Here is a 17,792-nt window from a genome sequence, read left to right as displayed (position 1 = left end):
GGCTTCAAAGAGCCATTGTAGTCATCAGTTTCTTTGTAAGCTAAGGTTTGTCTTATTTACCATCAATATTATTATCTCAATATTATTATCTCACGCATATTCCGGGTTGGAATCTCTTACATATTCTTTGTTTACCTATTAATTAATAAACCACTATTTATTTTATTTTATGTTAATTATAATAGCTTTGTGCTACAAACTTTACTCTCTACATAATCATCCCCTGACCTTAGTACTGCAAACACCACTCTTGCCAGTTTATTAGCTACAGCAACTACTGTTTTATTATGTCCATTTCGCTCAGATAAATTAAACATCCACTGCGTAAATTTGCTAAAATCTTTTTTAGATTTTTGTTCTTCCAATGTAAATCTTATCTTGGCATTTAGTACAGCTCTAGCTCCTTGGATCAATAGAGTACGCAAGTAAACATCACCTCGCTTGCTAATTCCAAGCAACTTATCTTTCCCTCCACTGGAATACTGCCTTGGCACTAATCCAAACCATGCCGATAATTGCCTACCATTCTCAAAACTTGTAGCATTACCTATTGATGCTATTAAAGCAGTAGCAGTAATTAAACCAAGACCAGGTATAGCTGTTAATCGTTGATATTGAGTTAAGTTGCTAGCTATTATTTTTAATCTTTTTTCTATCTCTTTTATTTTTTTGTCATTATCCAAAAATTCCTCTTTCAGTTCACTAAATGTTTGATAACCCAGCTGGCTTAAATTTCCTTCATCTAAAATCTCGGTTAATTTTGTCATAACCTTATTGATCCCTTGAGGAATAATAAAACCAAATTCATGTAGTAGACCCCTAATTTCATTAGCAAGGGCAGTACGATTTTTTACCAATCTCTCTCTTACTCGATGAATTGATAAAATATCTTGTTGTTCTACAGTTCTAATTGGTACAAACCTCATATTTGGTCTTGTTACCGCTTCACATATAGCTTCTGCATCAGCTTGATCATTTTTATTAGTTTTAACATACGGTTTGACAAATTGTGCTGCCATTAGTTTTACTGTATGCCCCAATTTAGTTATTTCTCTTGCCCAGTAACTAGCTCCGCCGCAAGCTTCCATCCCTACCAAACATTTTGGTAAATTAGCCATAAATGTTAAAACTTGATCTCTCATTAATTTTTTCTTTAATACCGTCTTACCATTTTTATCTACACCATGAATTTGGAAAATTCTTTTTGCAATATCTATACCAATTGTGGTAACTTCCATCTTAGCATCCTGATTGTTATTTTAATATTTAATATTAACTTTAGAAGATTAGCAACTGCTTTTCATTCTGTATATCAGGAGATCCATACCATTATTTTTTCACCTGTGGAATTTTATAATAAAGAAATACTGATAAAAGTGTACTTTAATGACAAGAGTTTTTATTTGAAACAAAACAATGGTAATACACATAAGAAGCATTATGTTGACTAATTTTTAGTATGTCAAGTAGAAAAGTGATGTTTACATGACTACAAACTTCATGCCAAAACCACTGCAAACCTGATTCTTTAGACGTTTTAAGCACTTTTTTGTCTCGAAGATGAGTTGCCAGCAGAAGCAAAAATATATATCTAAGGCAGACTTTTTATAAGTCTGCTATATATATTTATATATATACAAAATCCTGCTTTTTTGACCTACCTTGAAAGCCTTGCAGTATAAGGTCTTGCGGGTAGTCCAAAAACGCATTTTTATTTAAAAGCATACTGCTTTTTTGGCTTGCCTTGTATCCCAGTTTCTAAAAGGGTTTGCGGGTAATCCAAAAGAGCAGTGCTTTTTTACTGCATCTTTGCTGCACTTTTGTTTTTTTGGCAATTTTTTGTTCCGTATTTTATCTTCATTTAATCCTCATGCTTTCTTCTAAATCTATGTGCCAAATTTTAGGATTAAGTACATCATCTTTTTTGCCATCACCGTCACGTTTATAATGTGTGGGCAGTATCGCTTTAGAGCTTGTCCACAAACTAAAATTAAGCTATGATGAAGTGAACAAAGTATTATTAGTAAGAAGTATAAAAGAATGAGCAGAAAAAATTATCCAACAGATTTAACAGATGAAGAATGGTTAAGGATAGAGGGGTTGTTTCAAGTATCGTATGTAAAGGGAGGTAGACCTTTAAAACATAGCAAAAGAGAGATTTTGAATGCAATTTTTTATGTATTACGTACTGGGTGTCAGTGGAGATATATGCCGCATGACTTTCCAATTTGGAAGACAGTATATGAACAATTTAGAAGATGGAAGAAGCAAGGTGTATTTGAACGTATGAACCATGAACTTATCAAGGATGTTAGAAGAAAATTAGGTAGAAATGAGTATCCTAGTGCTTGCATAATAGATAGTCAGTCTGTCAAGACAACAGAAAAAGGGGAGCTAAAGGTTATGATGGAGCTAAGAAAATTAAGGTCAGAAAGAGGCATATTATTACCGATACACAAGGCTTTGTGTTAGGTTGTTATGTCGGTTCTGCGAATGAGAATGATCGATACGGAGCTACAGTGCTACTCAGTAACATGCAAAAAGAGTACACTACTAATTAAACAAATGTGGTCTGATATGGGGTATCAGTCTAAAGATTTAAAGGGTCTCATTAAGGAAAAGTATAACATAGATTTAGAAATTGTTAAACGACCAGTGTGCAGATTTTGGATACCAAAAAATACACCACTAGAACTATTGCCAACAAGGGAAGTTGGGTTTAAAGTACAGCCAAGGCGATGGGTTGTTGAGAGAACCTTTGCTTGGATAAATAGAAATAGAAGGCTCTCCAAGGAATATGATTTTCTTACTGATTCTAGTGAAAATATAGTTTTTTTGGCTATGAGTCGATTACTTCTTCGTAGGATTACTTCTATTACTTAGTTTGCGGACAAGCTCTTAGAGATAACGTAAACCGCAGTATAGCTCAAAAACTACGTCAAGGAGAATGGATAAGCACTGCTCCCATTGGTTATTTGCATATAAAAAGTAGTAATAGTAACGATCGAGGTAAGGGGCAAATAATAGTTGATCATGAACGCTCACATTTAATAAAAAAATATTTGAAACATATGCTACAGGTAGTCATACTCTTCCCGAAATACTAGAGAAAACCAAAGAATGGGGACTACATAATTCTAGAGGTCATCAAGGTTATTTGTGTCATTCTCATCTTCATTCTATTATTACAAATCCATTTTATTACGGAGTAATGCGAGTCCTAAAAACTAAAAAAGAATACCCGCATATTTATCCACCAATCATTAGTAAGGAGTTATTTGATGCTTGTCAAGCAGTACGCCTTGGTTGGAATAAAAAACCGTTTAAATATGGAGAAAAAGAATATATATTTAGAGGATTGATAAAATGTGCTGTTACTGGTCGTGTGATCACTGCTGATACTAAGAAGAAGACTTATCCTAATGGTATCACAGCAGAGTGGATATATTTACTAGGATGGCATCCTGATAATCCTAATAAAAGAATATACGTGAAAGAAGAAATAATACTACAAGAAGTTGAGCAAGTACTAGCAACACTCCATTTAGAGCCTGAATTGTCAGCTGAAGTAATTGGTTATATTAAAGCTTCAGCAAAAATAGAGCAAGGTTTTTATAAAATGCGTATAGGAGAGCTACATACTGAACATACTAAGATTAAAACTCGTATGGATAGGTTAACTGATTTATTTTTAGACGGTGATATTAGCAAGGAAGATCATGAAGAAAAACGTCAGCAATTAATACAAAAACGTGAAGATATCATGAGAGAACTAGAAAGCCATAATTATGCTGATGATCAATTTTCAGAATGCTTGGTTAACCTAGTAGAACTGGCTTCCGGAGCGTTAGAAACCTTTAAAGGTTCGAATATTGAGAAAAAACGCAAATTGTTAAATCTTGTATTTTCAAACCTAGAATTGAATGGCTGTAAGCTAGACTATACCTTGCGTCCACCGTTTGATATGTTTACAAAATGCACTGAAATCAGAGAATGGCTGGGGCGGATGGATTCGAACCACCGAATGACGATACCAAAAACCGTTGCCTTACCACTTGGCTACGCCCCATCATTAAATACTAGTGTATAAGTGTACACTTAGTATACACAGAGCTTATAACAACAAACATTTCTTGAGTCAAATACTCTTTTTAATTTGACTATTCTTAATACGATTTTTATTGGTATTGTAGACACAAAATTAGCTTTTTGAACAGGCTAAAAGAATAATTTTTATAAAAAATTATAACATCTTTTCTAATATGTGTTAGAATCCGATATAGGTAAGCAATTATTTTAAAGCTAATGGATAAGGTGTTAAGTTCTGTTCAAGAATATATTAAGTCTGGTGAATATTTTGTTGATGCTAAAAGATGGTATAATTTTGAATATATATATCCACTTGTACACAGAACATTTTTGTTGATATTTAGTGTAGTTCTTTTTGTATTATTTCTAAGTGTGGTGATTAATTTTGAGACTTTATTACCAGTAAAGCGTCAGGTGAGATACGCAATTAGTGCTAAATCCCTTAAAAGTGCAACAATAACTAACGCTAATCATATTAAGCATAATGCAATTAATTCTATTGCAGATATTATGATTAGAAATTACGTTATACATAGAGAATCATATGACTATGATTTACTTCGTCCTCAGTATATATTTATGCAGAATAACTCTACGCGTATAATATTTAGACAATTTGCCAATTTTATGAATATTGACAATCCATTGTCTCCAGTTATGCGTTACCAAAAGTCCTTAAAGCGTTCTGTTAATATATCATCAGTGGTTTATCATAAAAATAATAAGGCTGAAGTTACATTTACATCTTTGGCAAAAAACGCTTCTAATGATATTTTAGAAAATATGGTGTGGCAAGCTACAATAAATTTTGAAATAGATGCAATTAATATACATCTACCACCTAACTCAAGATTTAATTTTGCTGTCACTGGTTACAAACTTAAGTTAATAGAAGATAAAAGTAAAAAAATAAGATGAAGCAACTAATAATATTTTTTGTAGTAGTATTTTTTGTAAATACTGCGTTAGCCGTTAGGGAATCTAGACCAATGCCGATTGATAGTAGAATTAGGGTAATGGTTTATAGTCCTGATGATGTATTTAAGTTTACTGGATATTATGGTTATCAGGCTAGTATAGAGCTAGCAAAAGATGAAGAAATAGTTAGTATTTCCATGGGAGACACCACTTCTTGGCAAATAGTACCAGCGGGTCATAGGATCTTCATTAAACCGATGGAACAAGATGCTACAACTAATATGACGCTTATTACTAATAAGCGAACTTACTTTTTTGAACTATATGCTACAGAAGCCTTAGATATGAGAGATCCAGATATGGTTTTTAATTTAAGGTTTATTTATCCTGATGATGAAAATTCTGGAGATCACTTACAAAATTACGTTACATCTTCAGCTAACCTTGATTTATCGCATCCTGAAAAATATAATTTTAATTATTCCATAAGTGGTAATGAATCGATTGCACCAATTAAAATTTTTGATGATGGAGTGTATACTTACCTACAATTCAGAGATAAAAATGCTGAGTTACCAGCTATTTTTGCAGTTGATGAAGCTCTTAGAGAGTCGATGGTAAATTATAGACTCTCACAAGATAACTCTAATATGGTGATTATTGAACAAGTATTTCACAAGCTGTCAATACGTCATGGTAAAAAAATAGTGTGTGTGTTTAATGAAGCATTTAAGCCGTATTAAACTTATAGCTAAATAGTTAACCTGATTAACATTTAGCCATAGTGAACCGGCGTCATTGCGAGGAAACGTGAGTCAACGAAGCAATACATTTTTGGTTACTTTTATGGATTGCTTCGTCGCTACTAAACTAGCTTCTCGCAATGACGTTTGTGAATTTGGTGTAATGTTATTCGGGTTAACTATATGCAGGAAGTCTATTAATTAAGTTAAGCAATAATGTTTTTAGAAACTATATATATCTCAAAAATTTTATATTTTCTTACACTGTTAGTGTTAGTTAGTGGTTTATTTATAATGCTAACCAGTGATAATTATGTTCGTAAAATTATTGGGCTTAGTGTAATGCAAAGTTCGGTGCTAATTTTTTACCTTATGCTTGGTAAGGTAAGTGGAGGTATTGTACCAATTGAACGTACAATAGACTTCTCGCATAATTCTACTTCTGCTGGTAATTTGTGCGTCGATCCGGTACTCGAATCCTCACGTACATTTGAGTACGCTCCGGTTCTGCGTTCCGTGTCTCCTACAAATTCCTCAGCAGAAGCGAATTATGCAAGAAGTCTAATATTACATAGCTATTCAAGTCCACTCCCTCAGGTGTTAATGCTCACGGCTATTGTTGTTGGGTTTGCTACTTTATCATTGGGTCTTAGCTTGATTTACCGTATTTCTAAGCAATTTAATACTATATCAGAAGGTGAGATTAATTTTAGCGAAACAACTAATGATCGAAGTGAATGACATTAATTAAACATTTTCCCGCTCTGCAAGTATTGCTACCATTTTTTGGAGCGTTATTCTCAATACTAACTTTTCGCTATAGGCTAGCTACTCGAATTATAGCAGTTATATCGATTGCACTAAGTTTATTTTTAAGTATTTACGGTTTATCTGTAATTAATAAAGAAGCCGTATCATATAATTTTGGTGATTGGCATGCCCCTATAGGTATTGAATATCGGCTAGACTATCTGAACCAACCTATAATTATCTATATTAATTGCGTATTATTATTTTTTCTAATCTTTTGTAACAAATTGGTTACAAATACCATACTTAGATTTCTTGATAGAAAAAGACAATCGTTATTTTATGCAGTTTTATTATTTGCCCATAGCGGCTATCTTGGTATTGTAAGTACTAATGACCTCTTTAATCTTTATGTATTCATTGAAATATCTTCATTAAGTAGCTATGTATTAATGGCACAGGGCAATAATCCTAGGGCTGTTATCGGTGCTTTCGATTATCTTATGCTTGGTACTGTCGGGGCTACTTTGATATTAATAGGCATTGGATTTTTATTAAGTAGCACAGGCAGCCTTAATATGTTAGATGTTTCAGATATCTTGCAAAATTCTACTTCTGCTGGTAATTTGGATGTCGCTCCGGTACTCGAATCCTCACGTACACTAGAGTACGCTCCGGTTCTGCGTTCCGTGGCTCCTTTAAATTCCTCAGCAGAAGCGAATTTTGCAAGATATCTAATGCTTCTTAAGACGCATTATGACTCCAAAATAGTGATGCTAGGCATTAGTTTTTTTCTCATTGGCTCTATACTAAAAACAGCTTTTTTCCCTATGCATTTTTGGATGATCAGGACCTATAGTTCAGCTGCTCCTGTTATTCTGACATATCTTGCTAGTATATCCAGTATAATTGGTATTTATATAATCTTGAGGTTCATTCATTTTACTATTGATTACAATGTGATCATTAAGTATCTATCAAATTTTATCAGCTTAATAGCTTTGGCAACTATTATTTTATGTACATATTTTGCTTGCAGAAGCCAAAGAGTCAGAAATATTGTTATATATTCTTCTGCGGTGCAAATTGGTTATATGTTTTTGCTTTTAGTTATTCCTAGAGGTGAATCACTGTTATTTCCCTTTTTGTTTGCTGATAGCCTTAACAAGATTGCTTTATTTCTGCTCATTGCTTATTCTGATATTTCGAAACCGTTTAGTATGTTATGGCGTATTTTGGTAGTTTTTAGTCTAATTTACAGCTGTGGTTTACCAATAAGTAGTATGTTTTTCATTAAGATTAGTATTTTCGAGTTGTTGATTGTTGAAAATATGTGGTTAGAGTTTGTTATTGTTGTCATAAGTTCTGCTATGTCGTTACTTTATCATTATAAAATTGCCAAAAAACTATGTTGGGATCACTACGATTATACACAATTAAAATCGAACACTAAGTATTGTGGACTAATTTTTATTAGTATAATGCAATTTTTTCTACCAATATTCTTACCTTTTTTAGGAGTCATGAAAACGATATGAGATATAGTGCTTCCATCGCTTGCAGACACAACATCGGGAAAAGTGCAAATACCCCTGAGTTACAGCCATTCAGAGGGCAGTAATGTATTCTGCTATTACCCCTAGTTTTTTGATTTCATCGACTTTACTGCTAGCTATGCTAAATTTAGTAGTTCCCCTTATCAGTAATAGTAATAATAACACCCGTAACTCTTTATTAATTACCATTAGCAGCTTCTTTTTTGTCAATATTTTAATTATTGACTGGTTGTTTCTGAAAGGCGTAAAAGCAAATCTGTCAATAAACATATATGGTAATTTTTCTATAGGGCTGCATTTAGAAGCACTAAGTCTCATTTTTTTAACTTTGCTGAGCTTTTTATGGATTTGTGCTTTAATTTATACAACCAAATATTTGGCAATCAATAATATCGATAATTCAAGTCGTTTTCTATTCTTCCTTAATCTAAGTGTGTTATTTAGCGGGATGGCAGCATTATCTTCAAATCTTTTTACTATGTTTATTTTTTATGAACTATTAACATTATCAACTGCTCCACTAATTGGTCACAGTGGTGGAGATAAAGTTATGGCAGGGGTTTATAAATATTTAAAAATATTAATGATTTCAGGGACATTACTATTCTTGCCAGCACTAATAATTATTTATGCTAAAGCAGGTCATGGAGATTTTACATCGCAAGGTTTTATCAAATATTATTTCTCCAAGAATCAAACAATAATTTTGTTATTAATGTTTATTTTTGGTATATCAAAAGCAGCTTTATTTCCTGTACATCAATGGTTACCAGCCGCGATGGTAGCACATTACCCAGTAAGTGCCTTACTACATGCTGTGGTAGTTGTTAAAACTGGACTTTTTTGCATTTATAAAATTCTGATGTATATTTTTGGTCTTAAATATTTACAATCTCTTTTTGTAGAACTTAACTGGGTTATTTTCTTACCAATTATAACTATAATTTATAGTTCTTTCAAAGCATTAAAGAGCGATAATATTAAGAAGATATTAGCCTATTCTACCATTAACCAATTATCTATAGCTTTACTTAGTAGCTTCATGTTTACATCAAAATCTATGGGAGCTGCTATCCTACATTTATGTTCACATTCATTTACTAAAATCTGTTTATTTTATGGGATGGGAAGTATTTATAGCTTAAAGAATACCAATCAAGTCTCTGATCTTATAGGTACTGCTAAAGAAATGCCCAAAACTAGCTTTATGGTACTCATTGCCAGTTTATCCTTAATAGGCATTCCTCCTTTTGGTGGTTTTATTAGTAAATTTTATATTATGTTAGCTGCTGCAGAACAAAATCAAATATTAGTTATGGTAGTACTAGCTTTAAGTACGCTATTCTCTGCACTGTATTTAGCAAAGCTGATAATATTTATTTATAAGCCTATTGATAATAATTCTAAAATATTTTCTATAGAAAATAAATTGCCTAATTCTATGCTATTGAGTTTAGTTATATGCTCGTGCATGGTGGTATTATTTTATTTTATACAAATTTTTATTAAGAAGTTTTTTGTATTTATAACTTGAATTCGATGGAGCGAAGCCTATAGATAAAATGAAACCACAAACTAGACTTAAATACCATAGTACCCTAAATTTTTCTATAATCGTCATAGCAAGCCTCTTTAGATGCCGTGGCGATTTAGGTAAACAGCGAAACTGTTTTTTTAGAGTAACGCTTCGTGTATCCTAGATTGCCGCGTCGCCGCTTTGCGGCTCCTCGCAATGACATTACTAAATTACAGAAACAAATAGTTGTCATCGCGACTTATCTTCGAGAGGGAGAAGTGTTTGAAGAGGTAGGAAAGTAAGGTTTATAAGGATTTTGCTATAAGATTTGTAGTCATGTAAATGATATTTTTTATTTGACAATGCTGGAATTTAGAGATATAATCTCTTTCATGTATATTACAACTGTTCCAAATAGAAATTCTCGTCCTGCAATATTGCTTCGTACCTCTTATCGCGAAGACGGGAAAGTATTAAATAAAACCCTAGCTAACTTAACTAACTGGGATGATTTACGCATTGAGGCTTTTAAGAAGATGCTGAAAGGTGAATTTGATGGTTTAGATGGTGTTCCTGAGGTTGGTGAAAGTTTTGGGACTATTTTTCTACTAAAAAGAATTGCTGATGAAATTGGTATTACTAAGGCTCTTGGTACTAGAAGCAAAGAAGCTTTATTGAGTCTATTTTTGGTTTTAGCACGCTTTGCTCACCAAGGGTCTAGACTTTCCAGCGTGAAATGGGCGAAATCGCATGCGATATCTGATGTATTATCTGTCGATTCATTTGATGAAACCCATTTATATCAGGCTCTAGAATGGTTAGAAGAGAACCAAGAAAAGATCGAATTAAAATTATTTAAAACTTATCAAAAGAAAAATAACAAGCCGCCTGTTATGCTTTTATATGACGTCACTTCCAGCTATTTCGAAGGAACAGAGAATGAACTTGCGGAATATGGGTACAATCGGGATAAAAAGAAGGGTAAAAAGCAAATAGTGATTGGTCTATTAACTGATGATCATGGCGAACCTTTGGCTGTTAGAGTTTTTAAGGGTAATAGTGCTGATCCTTCTACCATTTATGAGCAGATTGAGCTAGTAAAATCTAATTTTGGTATTAAGAATATAGTCTTTGTTGGTGATAAAGGAATGATTAAGAGGACAGGCAAAGAAGGATGGGACTATATTACAACCTTAAGTAAAGTTGAGATTGAAAGCTTAAAGAAAAGCGGAGTTTTGCAATATAGTTTTTTTGAAGAACAGCTATGCGAAGTAACCAATAATGGCAAAAGATATATTTTAAGGAAGAATGGTTCTATAGCCCGAAAAGTTGAGTTTGATAGGAATAACCGAGTTGAAAAATTGGTTGCAAAGATTGAAGAGCGTAATATATATGTATCAACCCATAAGAAAGCAAAGCTAGAACTTGGTTTAAATAATATTCAAAAAATTGCCAAAGAATGGCGGATAGATAAATTTATCAACCTAAAATTAGACGGCAACCAAATAGTGGTTGAAATTGATCAAGATAAGAAAAAAGAGTTGTTTGCTCTTGATGGTTGTTATGCGATTGAAACACAGATTGAAATTAAACTGATGAGTAAAGAATTGGTTGATAAAGCATAATTTACATGAAGTAGAATCGAATTTTAGCAGTATGAAGACAGGATTACTCGAAGTAAGACCGATCTTTTTAAGGAAAAGCAACAGAACGAAGGGACATGTATTTGTTTGCATGTTGGCATTAAAAATATGGCACTATATGAAAAATAAGTTGAAACAAGGTTGTGGCGTAACCAAGGATGGTAAATATAATGTGACCATTGAGGAAGCATTAAGAGAGCTGGATAAAGTATGTTTTTTATATTACACAATCAAGGGTTGCAAAGTTGCAAGATTACCAAAATTAAGCGAGTTTCAACAAAATTTATTCAATTTATTTGATTTAACGATGCCCCAAATGACAAAATCTGCAAAATGATAAAATAATGGTATGGACCTCCTGATATACAGAATGAAAAGCAGTTGCTAATCTTCTAAAGTTAATATTAAATATTAAAATAACAATCAGGAGGCTAAGATGGAAGTTACCACAATTGGTATAGATATTGCAAAAAGAATTTTCCAAATTCATGGTGTAGATAAAAATGGTAAGACGGTATTAAAGAAAAAATTAATGAGAGATCAAGTTTTAACATTTATGGCTAATTTACCAAAATGTTTGGTAGGGATGGAAGCTTGCGGCGGAGCTAGTTACTGGGCAAGAGAAATAACTAAATTGGGGCATACAGTAAAACTAATGGCAGCACAATTTGTCAAACCGTATGTTAAAACTAATAAAAATGATCAAGCTGATGCAGAAGCTATATGTGAAGCGGTAACAAGACCAAATATGAGGTTTGTACCAATTAGAACTGTAGAACAACAAGATATTTTATCAATTCATCGAGTAAGAGAGAGATTGGTAAAAAATCGTACTGCCCTTGCTAATGAAATTAGGGGTCTACTACATGAATTTGGTTTATTATTCCTCAAGGGATCAATAAGGTTATGACAAAATTAACCGAGATTTCAGATGAAGGAAATTTAAGCCAGCTGGGTTATCAAACATTTAGTGAACTGAAAGAGGAATTTTTGGATAATGACAAAAAAATAAAAGAGATAGAAAAAAGATTAAAAATAATAGCTAGCAACTTAACTCAATATCAACGATTAACAGCTATACTTGGTCTTGGTTTAATTACTGCTACTGCTTTAATAGCATCAATAGGTAATGCTACAAGTTTTGAGAATGGTAGGCAATTATCGGCATGGTTTGGATTAGTGCCAAGGCAGCATTCCAGTGGAGGGAAAGATAAGTTGCTTGGAATTAGCAAGCGAGGTGATGTTTACTTGCGTACTCTATTGATCCAAGGAGCTAGAGCTGTACTAAATGCCAAGATAAGATTTACATCGGAAGAACAAAAATCTAAAAAAGATTTTAGCAAATTTACGCAGTGGATGTTTAATTTATCTGAGCGAAATGGACATAATAAAACAGTAGTTGCTGTAGCTAATAAACTGGCAAGAGTGGTGTTTGCAGTACTAAGGTCAGGGGATGATTATGTAGAGAGTAAAGTTTGTAGCATAGAGCTATTATAATTAACATAAAATAAAATAAATAGTGGTTTATTAATTAATAGGTAAACAAAGAATATGTAAGAGATTCCAACCCGGAATATGCGTGAGATAATAATATTGATGGTAAATAAGACAAACCTTAGCTTACAAAGAAACTGATGACTACAATGGCTCTTTGAAGCCGATAAAATGATAAGTATATAGTTTGTAAGCCAGCGAATTCCATCAGGGCTGTAGGATAAATTATACATAATTTATTAACTATAAGCCGGATACATGTATGCATTTGCATTTTTGCTATTAGATGTTATTTTTTTCTTGCATTTTACAGGAGGTCCATACATGTAGTCAGTAACGAGAATTTAATTCTACACTCCACTCGTCGCATAATACTCACGTTCTATAGCATAATTTCTGCTCATATTTATCTCGAAGATGAGTGGCGAAGAGTTTGAAAAATATCAGGTTGATATTAAAAGTGGTAATAATGTTATTAGAACCCTTGAAGCCTCAAGCCCAAATGTTATATACAGCAAACAAGCACAAACAGCTGATTTTGCCTATGCATCAGAGATACCGGTAAACTTAAACGCCAGCATTTACCAACTCTCCAGCCAAATCGGCAGAGGCTATGGGACAACTTTAACGTTGCTCTAAAAATTACTATGTCTTACACTTCTAGGTTAAAGCTACCCTATATCCATAGTGGGCAGGCACAAAAGGAGATTACTCATAACGAAGCACTAACTTTACTCGATATCCTCATTAATCCAGTGGTAGAAGCTACTCAAGTAGCTATGCCACCTCAAGATGCAATGACTGGACAGCTCTACATAGTTAGTCAACATCCTCAAGGTGAGTTTATCAGCCATGCAAATAAAATAGCCCAAAAGTTGGAGATTGGTTGGAAGTTTGTTACTGCTCCTAAATGGCTGGAAGTAACACTTGATAGTAATGGCAGCAAATACCGCTTCGATGGAAATAGTTGGATAAAATCATAGTCCAAATTCTCAATCTAAATCTAACCCTTAACCAAAATTCTAATCTAAACAACATATCTCTTTTGAAACTCGCTTATGCTGAGGAATTTAAAGAAGCCACTTCACTGCGAACCGCAGCGGACGATGATGTACGTGAGGAGCAGAGTACCGGTAGCACGAATAAATTACCAGCAGAAGTAGAGTTTCGAAAGAGATATAATAACAACTAATGAGAAATTATTATGAACATACTACAAGGTTTTAAAACTATTACCTTCAATATAGTAGCAATAGTGGCAAGTTGGCTTGCTAGTGAGCATGGTATTGAAGTACCAAAAGAGCATCAAACTGCAATTACTATCACAATTGTATCCCTTGTCAATATTGTCTTACGGTTTCTTACTAACACTCCTATAGGCGGTAGAAAAAACAAACGTCAAAAATAATATTCTCATGAGATTCACAGAAAAACGCATATGCGAAGTCTTAAGAAGAGAAATATTATTAAGTATAGAGGTACATCTTGAAAAAGCCATAGAGAAAGGCGTGATAAGTGCATTAAAGTCCTTTGGTGCAGATATGGACAACCAACAAGAAGTACAATGTGATTTTCATTTTTTAAGGAAACTTCGCAAACGCTCAGAAGAATCAAGTCACATGCTGATACGGGCTGTAATTTCAGTAACCATAGGGACAGCAGCTGTAACCTTGTGGGAAGGCGTAAAGATAATATTGCTTAAATAAATAATAATAGTATGAACAGCAAATACTACCTACCATACTTTACTCACCAAGAGCTAGCCTGCAGGCAAACTGGTCAAATCATTTTAGCTGCAGGTTTTGCTGAAAAATTAGTTGCCTTGCGTAGCAAATTTAACTGTCCCATGCAGCTTATCTCAACCTGTCGTTCTAAAGAATACAACCGCAAAATCGGCGGTGTACCAAATTCTTTCCACATCTACGACTATCCACGTTATGGCTTTACCGGCTGCTGTGCTATTGATGTAGCTACTTCAGACAACACCATTAAAGGAAACCTTATCTCACTTGCTTGGCAGCTAGGCTGGTCCATCGGCATCAACAAAAACTTCACCCATTTGGATAGACGGATTGATTATACAAACCTGAAACAAACAATTTTTCTTTATTAAATTACACACAGTTCAAGTAATTATTATATTCTTTTGCTCTTAAGAATTGATGGGATTACTCAGACGTTTCTTGTATTATAAGTGAATGTATCAAAATATTAACAGAACCTAGTACACACATTACAATTTACAAAAAAGTTATAAATCTAATTTAAGCAGACATGTGAAGTAATATTTTAACATGGGAAACATCAATATTTTTTTTGGCATTCCATATATCATACTGTTGCTGAAGATTAAGCCAGTATTCAGGGCTTGTGTTTGGAAATGCTGTAGATAAACGAATAGCCATAGAAGAACTAATGCTAGATTTTTCATTGATTAGAAATGATAAAGTTTTACGGGTAACTCCAAGCGATAGAGATGCCTCAGTGACAGTTAAATTTAAAGGTTCTAAATATAATTCTTTTAATATACTACCCGGGTGTGGGGGATTGAACATATATACCTCGCTTTAATGATAATCCAAATAATCAACGTCATAGGCATCTCCATTACTAAAACGAAATATCAGACGCCAGTTACCATTAATTTTAACTGACCAAAAGTCTTTCATATTACCTTGCAGCTTGTGCAGTCCGAGTCTTGGTAAATTCATGTTTTCTACCTTAGTTGCAGCATTTAAGTTAGCCAGTAACAGCCTGAGTTTTTTTATATGATCACTTTGTATTTTTGTAGTATCGCCATTATTAAAGAAATTGTTTAGACCCTTATGGCTGAAAGTTTTGATCATATCATAAATAATATTACCTTATTATGATTGTAACATATAACGTTATAGTTATCAAGCTAATTATCTATCCTAAACTAGGATATGAATAAAAAGCAAGGCGGTTCAATTGCAAATAAAACTAAATTTATAACTTAGACGAACAAACAAAGTAGTTACCAATTGAATTTTATAGTTTCAATTTAATAGATATTAATTAAAAAACCCAACGGACTTGGTAAAACGTATATTTGCAGCAAAACTGCTTTGCAATCTTTTAGCATTACAAATCACATTCTGAACCTGAGTCGCCAAGTAAATTGTTGGTAAATTCTTCATTTACCAAGTCATAATTGTAAAAATTGTGTTCCTGTGCTTTGGTGGCAAAATCTTGCCCTTGAGCAGCAGCATTAACCATAATATTACTAATTTTATTGTAAGCCGCAGCCTTAAAATTTTCATCCTTACTTAGGCTGAATGCGTGGTGATAATATTTTTTGGCTTGCTCAAATAAACCTATAGATTCAAAATACTCAGCCTGCTTTAGCATTATATCAGGATTCTCTGCATCTTGTTTTAGCCATGCTTTAAAACATTCTTTTATCCTAACCGCATTATTAATTACTTTATAGCAGTCAATCGCTTTAGCATATTCACCTTTGTTAAAAAATAGCTGACCAAGTTTCTCATATATTGTTGGTAGATGACTATTTGCCTCTATAGCTTTTACATAGTAAGCCAATGCCCCATTTTCACCATTCTGCTCAACTATATTAGCTAAGCAACTATAGGCTATAGCCTTAAGATTCTTGCAGGCAGGAGAGTCCGGATAATCCTCTAGATACTTTATAGCTTTATGATAATAAACTTGGTCAAGCCTATCTTCATCAATAGGCAAATTGCTAACTTGGTACTCAAGATTTTCTGTTACTTTAGCATGGCAAGCCGTTATTAACTCTGCAATCTTGGCATGATCAGGTAATTCAGCTTTACAGACACTAGCAAAGAATTTCACATATTCATATTGCTGCTGTAAACAATAACCATAGCTTTGTATCTGATGCTGAAGCTGAATATTACCCGGTTCAGCATATTCAGCAAAAATCTCTAATGCTTGCTGCAAGATTATTATGGCATGTGGTATGCTTACAATTTGATCATAGTTAAGTACTTTCTGTAACTTTGATAATAACTCCAGCTCTAGAAAATATTCATCTTTATTATGCCTTGGCAGTAGGTTATTGTAATGAATTGATGATGGAATCCAATCTTTGACAAGATGATAGTTCTCAGAAAATGCATTGAGTGAATTAGCATCTGAGCATTTAGTTGCATTACCAATAGCCTTAACTATCACCTCTAATAGTTGATTAAAATTATTACTAGCAGTATTTAACAGATGAGATGAACACTCCTTAGCTTCCTTAGAAATAGTTATGTTGATCATATCACCTTTAGCGTCAGAATATTTGGATGATGAATCTATTGCCGCAAGTAAATCAGGTACAACTAACTCACCTTCGTCAGTTGGTTTATAGAATAGATGTATTGAGCCATTATCTTTGAGCTTATTAATCAGTGCCTTATGCCCCTCTGTTGCCCCTTGATTATCTTTTAATATTTTATCTATAGAGTTTTTAATATGCTGAATATTTTTGTTTGGTGGTACATGAGTAAATACTAAAGATATGCTGCCCTTTATAAATTCAATATTATTAAAACTTTTTATAAAATTAGATAACGTTTCAAGGAAATCACTACCTCTATTACTCCTTAAATATGATTCATCTACCACCAACACAAATTTTAGCTGTTCTGTAGTTTCAAAGAGCCTTTTAATATAGAAGCTGTTAGCAATTTCCTGAACAGGATCAGTGTCATTAAAGCCAGGGCAATCCCAAATGATTAGGTTTTTATCTTTAGCAAAACATTTATTAGGAATCTTAGTCTCGGAAGCCATTTTATGACCAATGACAATATCATTAAATGGTTGCTTTGCTTCAATAACCATCTCGTTAGTTTCATCATCAAAAATCGCCTGTAGCTCCCTGCCACTAAACACATGAGCGAGTGTAGTCTTGCCAGCTCCAGTATTACCAAGCAGCAATATCCCATTCTTACCATGTTCCTGCAGGCGGTCATTACCATCTCGGATTAAATTCGATACTTGCTTGATAGTAGCCTGATCATCATTATCAAACTGATTATCCCCATCTGTTACCTCAAATAATTTCACAACAGCTATCTCTGGGACATATTCT

General features: G+C 33.4%; 18 protein-coding genes, 1 tRNA gene and 3 pseudogenes. 16 read left to right on the top strand and 6 right to left on the bottom strand.

Annotated features, from left to right (window positions below; translation table 11 throughout):
- Positions 1-176: 176 nt before the first annotated feature.
- Both AAHN03_RS05785 and AAHN03_RS05780 read right to left on the bottom strand, forming a co-directional pair.
- Positions 177-1,238 (bottom strand): IS110 family transposase, encoded by a 1,062-nt coding sequence (locus AAHN03_RS05785; RefSeq protein ID WP_342278432.1) that lies wholly within the window; start codon positions 1,236-1,238, stop codon positions 177-179.
- Between the two features lie 145 nt (positions 1,239-1,383).
- Positions 1,384-1,545 (bottom strand): hypothetical protein, encoded by a 162-nt coding sequence (locus AAHN03_RS05780; protein ID WP_341761148.1) that lies wholly within the window; start codon positions 1,543-1,545, stop codon positions 1,384-1,386.
- A gap of 495 nt (positions 1,546-2,040) precedes the next feature.
- Between AAHN03_RS05780 and AAHN03_RS05775 the strand changes: the two are divergent.
- Both AAHN03_RS05775 and AAHN03_RS07715 read left to right on the top strand, forming a co-directional pair.
- Positions 2,041-2,883: pseudogene (locus AAHN03_RS05775) on the top strand (IS5 family transposase).
- 175 nt (positions 2,884-3,058) lie between these two features.
- Positions 3,059-3,238: pseudogene (locus tag AAHN03_RS07715) on the top strand (recombinase family protein); the annotation flags it as partial.
- 756 nt (positions 3,239-3,994) lie between these two features.
- On the opposite strand, the gene AAHN03_RS05770 reads toward AAHN03_RS07715, so the two are convergent.
- Positions 3,995-4,069 (bottom strand) — tRNA-Gln (locus AAHN03_RS05770).
- A gap of 236 nt (positions 4,070-4,305) precedes the next feature.
- Between AAHN03_RS05770 and AAHN03_RS05765 the strand changes: the two genes are divergently transcribed.
- The 14 genes and pseudogenes from AAHN03_RS05765 (at position 4,306) to AAHN03_RS05690 (ending at position 14,822) form a co-directional block, all read left to right on the top strand.
- Positions 4,306-5,007 (top strand): VirB8/TrbF family protein, encoded by a 702-nt coding sequence (locus AAHN03_RS05765; protein ID WP_341760850.1) that lies wholly within the window; start codon positions 4,306-4,308, stop codon positions 5,005-5,007.
- The gene (gene virB9 / locus AAHN03_RS05760; protein ID WP_342278431.1) at positions 5,004-5,750 is read left to right on the top strand and encodes a P-type conjugative transfer protein VirB9; all 747 of its coding nucleotides are present in this window, start codon (positions 5,004-5,006) and stop codon (positions 5,748-5,750) included. The genes AAHN03_RS05765 and virB9 overlap by 4 nt, the downstream gene beginning before the upstream one ends.
- Before the next feature lie 216 nt (positions 5,751-5,966).
- Entirely contained in the window at positions 5,967-6,491 is a 525-nt protein-coding gene (locus tag AAHN03_RS05755) for a cation:proton antiporter subunit C (RefSeq protein ID WP_342278430.1), read from the top strand.
- Positions 6,488-8,038: a proton-conducting transporter membrane subunit gene (locus AAHN03_RS07710; protein WP_410521329.1), complete on the top strand. Its 1,551-nt coding sequence runs from the start codon at positions 6,488-6,490 to the stop codon at positions 8,036-8,038. Before AAHN03_RS05755 ends, AAHN03_RS07710 begins: the two co-directional genes overlap by 4 nt.
- An 82-nt stretch (positions 8,039-8,120) precedes the next feature.
- Positions 8,121-9,590 carry a proton-conducting transporter membrane subunit gene (locus tag AAHN03_RS05735; protein ID WP_342278429.1) on the top strand — a complete coding sequence of 490 codons (1,470 nt, stop codon included), beginning with the start codon at positions 8,121-8,123 and terminating at the stop codon, positions 9,588-9,590.
- A gap of 374 nt (positions 9,591-9,964) precedes the next feature.
- Complete coding sequence (locus AAHN03_RS05730) at positions 9,965-11,197, top strand: IS1634 family transposase (RefSeq protein WP_342278428.1); 1,233 nt, start codon at positions 9,965-9,967, stop codon at positions 11,195-11,197.
- A complete protein-coding gene (locus tag AAHN03_RS05725; RefSeq protein ID WP_342278427.1) occupies positions 11,184-11,552 on the top strand; it encodes a hypothetical protein in 369 nt (122 codons plus the stop codon). The genes AAHN03_RS05730 and AAHN03_RS05725 overlap by 14 nt, the downstream gene beginning before the upstream one ends.
- 99 nt (positions 11,553-11,651) lie before the next feature.
- A pseudogene (locus AAHN03_RS05720) lies at positions 11,652-12,712 on the top strand (IS110 family transposase).
- A 414-nt stretch (positions 12,713-13,126) separates the two neighbouring features.
- Positions 13,127-13,348, top strand: coding sequence for a hypothetical protein (locus tag AAHN03_RS05715; RefSeq protein WP_342278426.1), 222 nt, complete (start codon positions 13,127-13,129; stop codon positions 13,346-13,348).
- A gap of 8 nt (positions 13,349-13,356) precedes the next feature.
- On the top strand, positions 13,357-13,692 hold the full coding sequence (locus AAHN03_RS05710; RefSeq protein ID WP_342278425.1) for a DUF2793 domain-containing protein: 336 nt from the start codon (positions 13,357-13,359) through the stop codon (positions 13,690-13,692).
- Complete coding sequence (locus AAHN03_RS05705; RefSeq protein ID WP_342278424.1) at positions 13,677-13,901, top strand: palindromic element RPE1 domain-containing protein; 225 nt, start codon at positions 13,677-13,679, stop codon at positions 13,899-13,901. Before AAHN03_RS05710 ends, AAHN03_RS05705 begins: the two co-directional genes overlap by 16 nt.
- A gap of 12 nt (positions 13,902-13,913) precedes the next feature.
- Positions 13,914-14,117: a hypothetical protein gene (locus AAHN03_RS05700; protein ID WP_342278423.1), complete on the top strand. Its 204-nt coding sequence runs from the start codon at positions 13,914-13,916 to the stop codon at positions 14,115-14,117.
- Positions 14,118-14,124: 7 nt separating this feature from the next.
- Complete coding sequence (locus tag AAHN03_RS05695; protein ID WP_342278422.1) at positions 14,125-14,415, top strand: hypothetical protein; 291 nt, start codon at positions 14,125-14,127, stop codon at positions 14,413-14,415.
- Positions 14,416-14,426: 11 nt separating this feature from the next.
- A complete protein-coding gene (locus AAHN03_RS05690; protein WP_342278421.1) occupies positions 14,427-14,822 on the top strand; it encodes a D-Ala-D-Ala carboxypeptidase family metallohydrolase in 396 nt (131 codons plus the stop codon).
- Positions 14,823-14,973: 151 nt separating this feature from the next.
- On the opposite strand, the gene AAHN03_RS05685 is transcribed toward AAHN03_RS05690, so the two are convergent.
- From AAHN03_RS05685 to AAHN03_RS05675, 3 genes are all read right to left on the bottom strand, one after another.
- Entirely contained in the window at positions 14,974-15,264 is a 291-nt protein-coding gene (locus AAHN03_RS05685; protein ID WP_341757470.1) for a HigA family addiction module antitoxin, read from the bottom strand.
- A gap of 12 nt (positions 15,265-15,276) precedes the next feature.
- Positions 15,277-15,555 carry a type II toxin-antitoxin system RelE/ParE family toxin gene (locus AAHN03_RS05680; protein ID WP_342278420.1) on the bottom strand — a complete coding sequence of 93 codons (279 nt, stop codon included), beginning with the start codon at positions 15,553-15,555 and terminating at the stop codon, positions 15,277-15,279.
- A 259-nt stretch (positions 15,556-15,814) separates the two neighbouring features.
- Entirely contained in the window at positions 15,815-17,767 is a 1,953-nt protein-coding gene (locus AAHN03_RS05675; RefSeq protein ID WP_342278418.1) for a hypothetical protein, read from the bottom strand.
- Positions 17,768-17,792: the final 25 nt, after the last annotated feature.

Source organism: Candidatus Tisiphia endosymbiont of Myopa tessellatipennis, assembly GCF_964031105.1.
In the GTDB taxonomy this organism is placed as follows: Bacteria; Pseudomonadota; Alphaproteobacteria; order Rickettsiales; family Rickettsiaceae; genus Tisiphia.
This window is presented reverse-complemented; position numbering and strand designations above follow the sequence as displayed.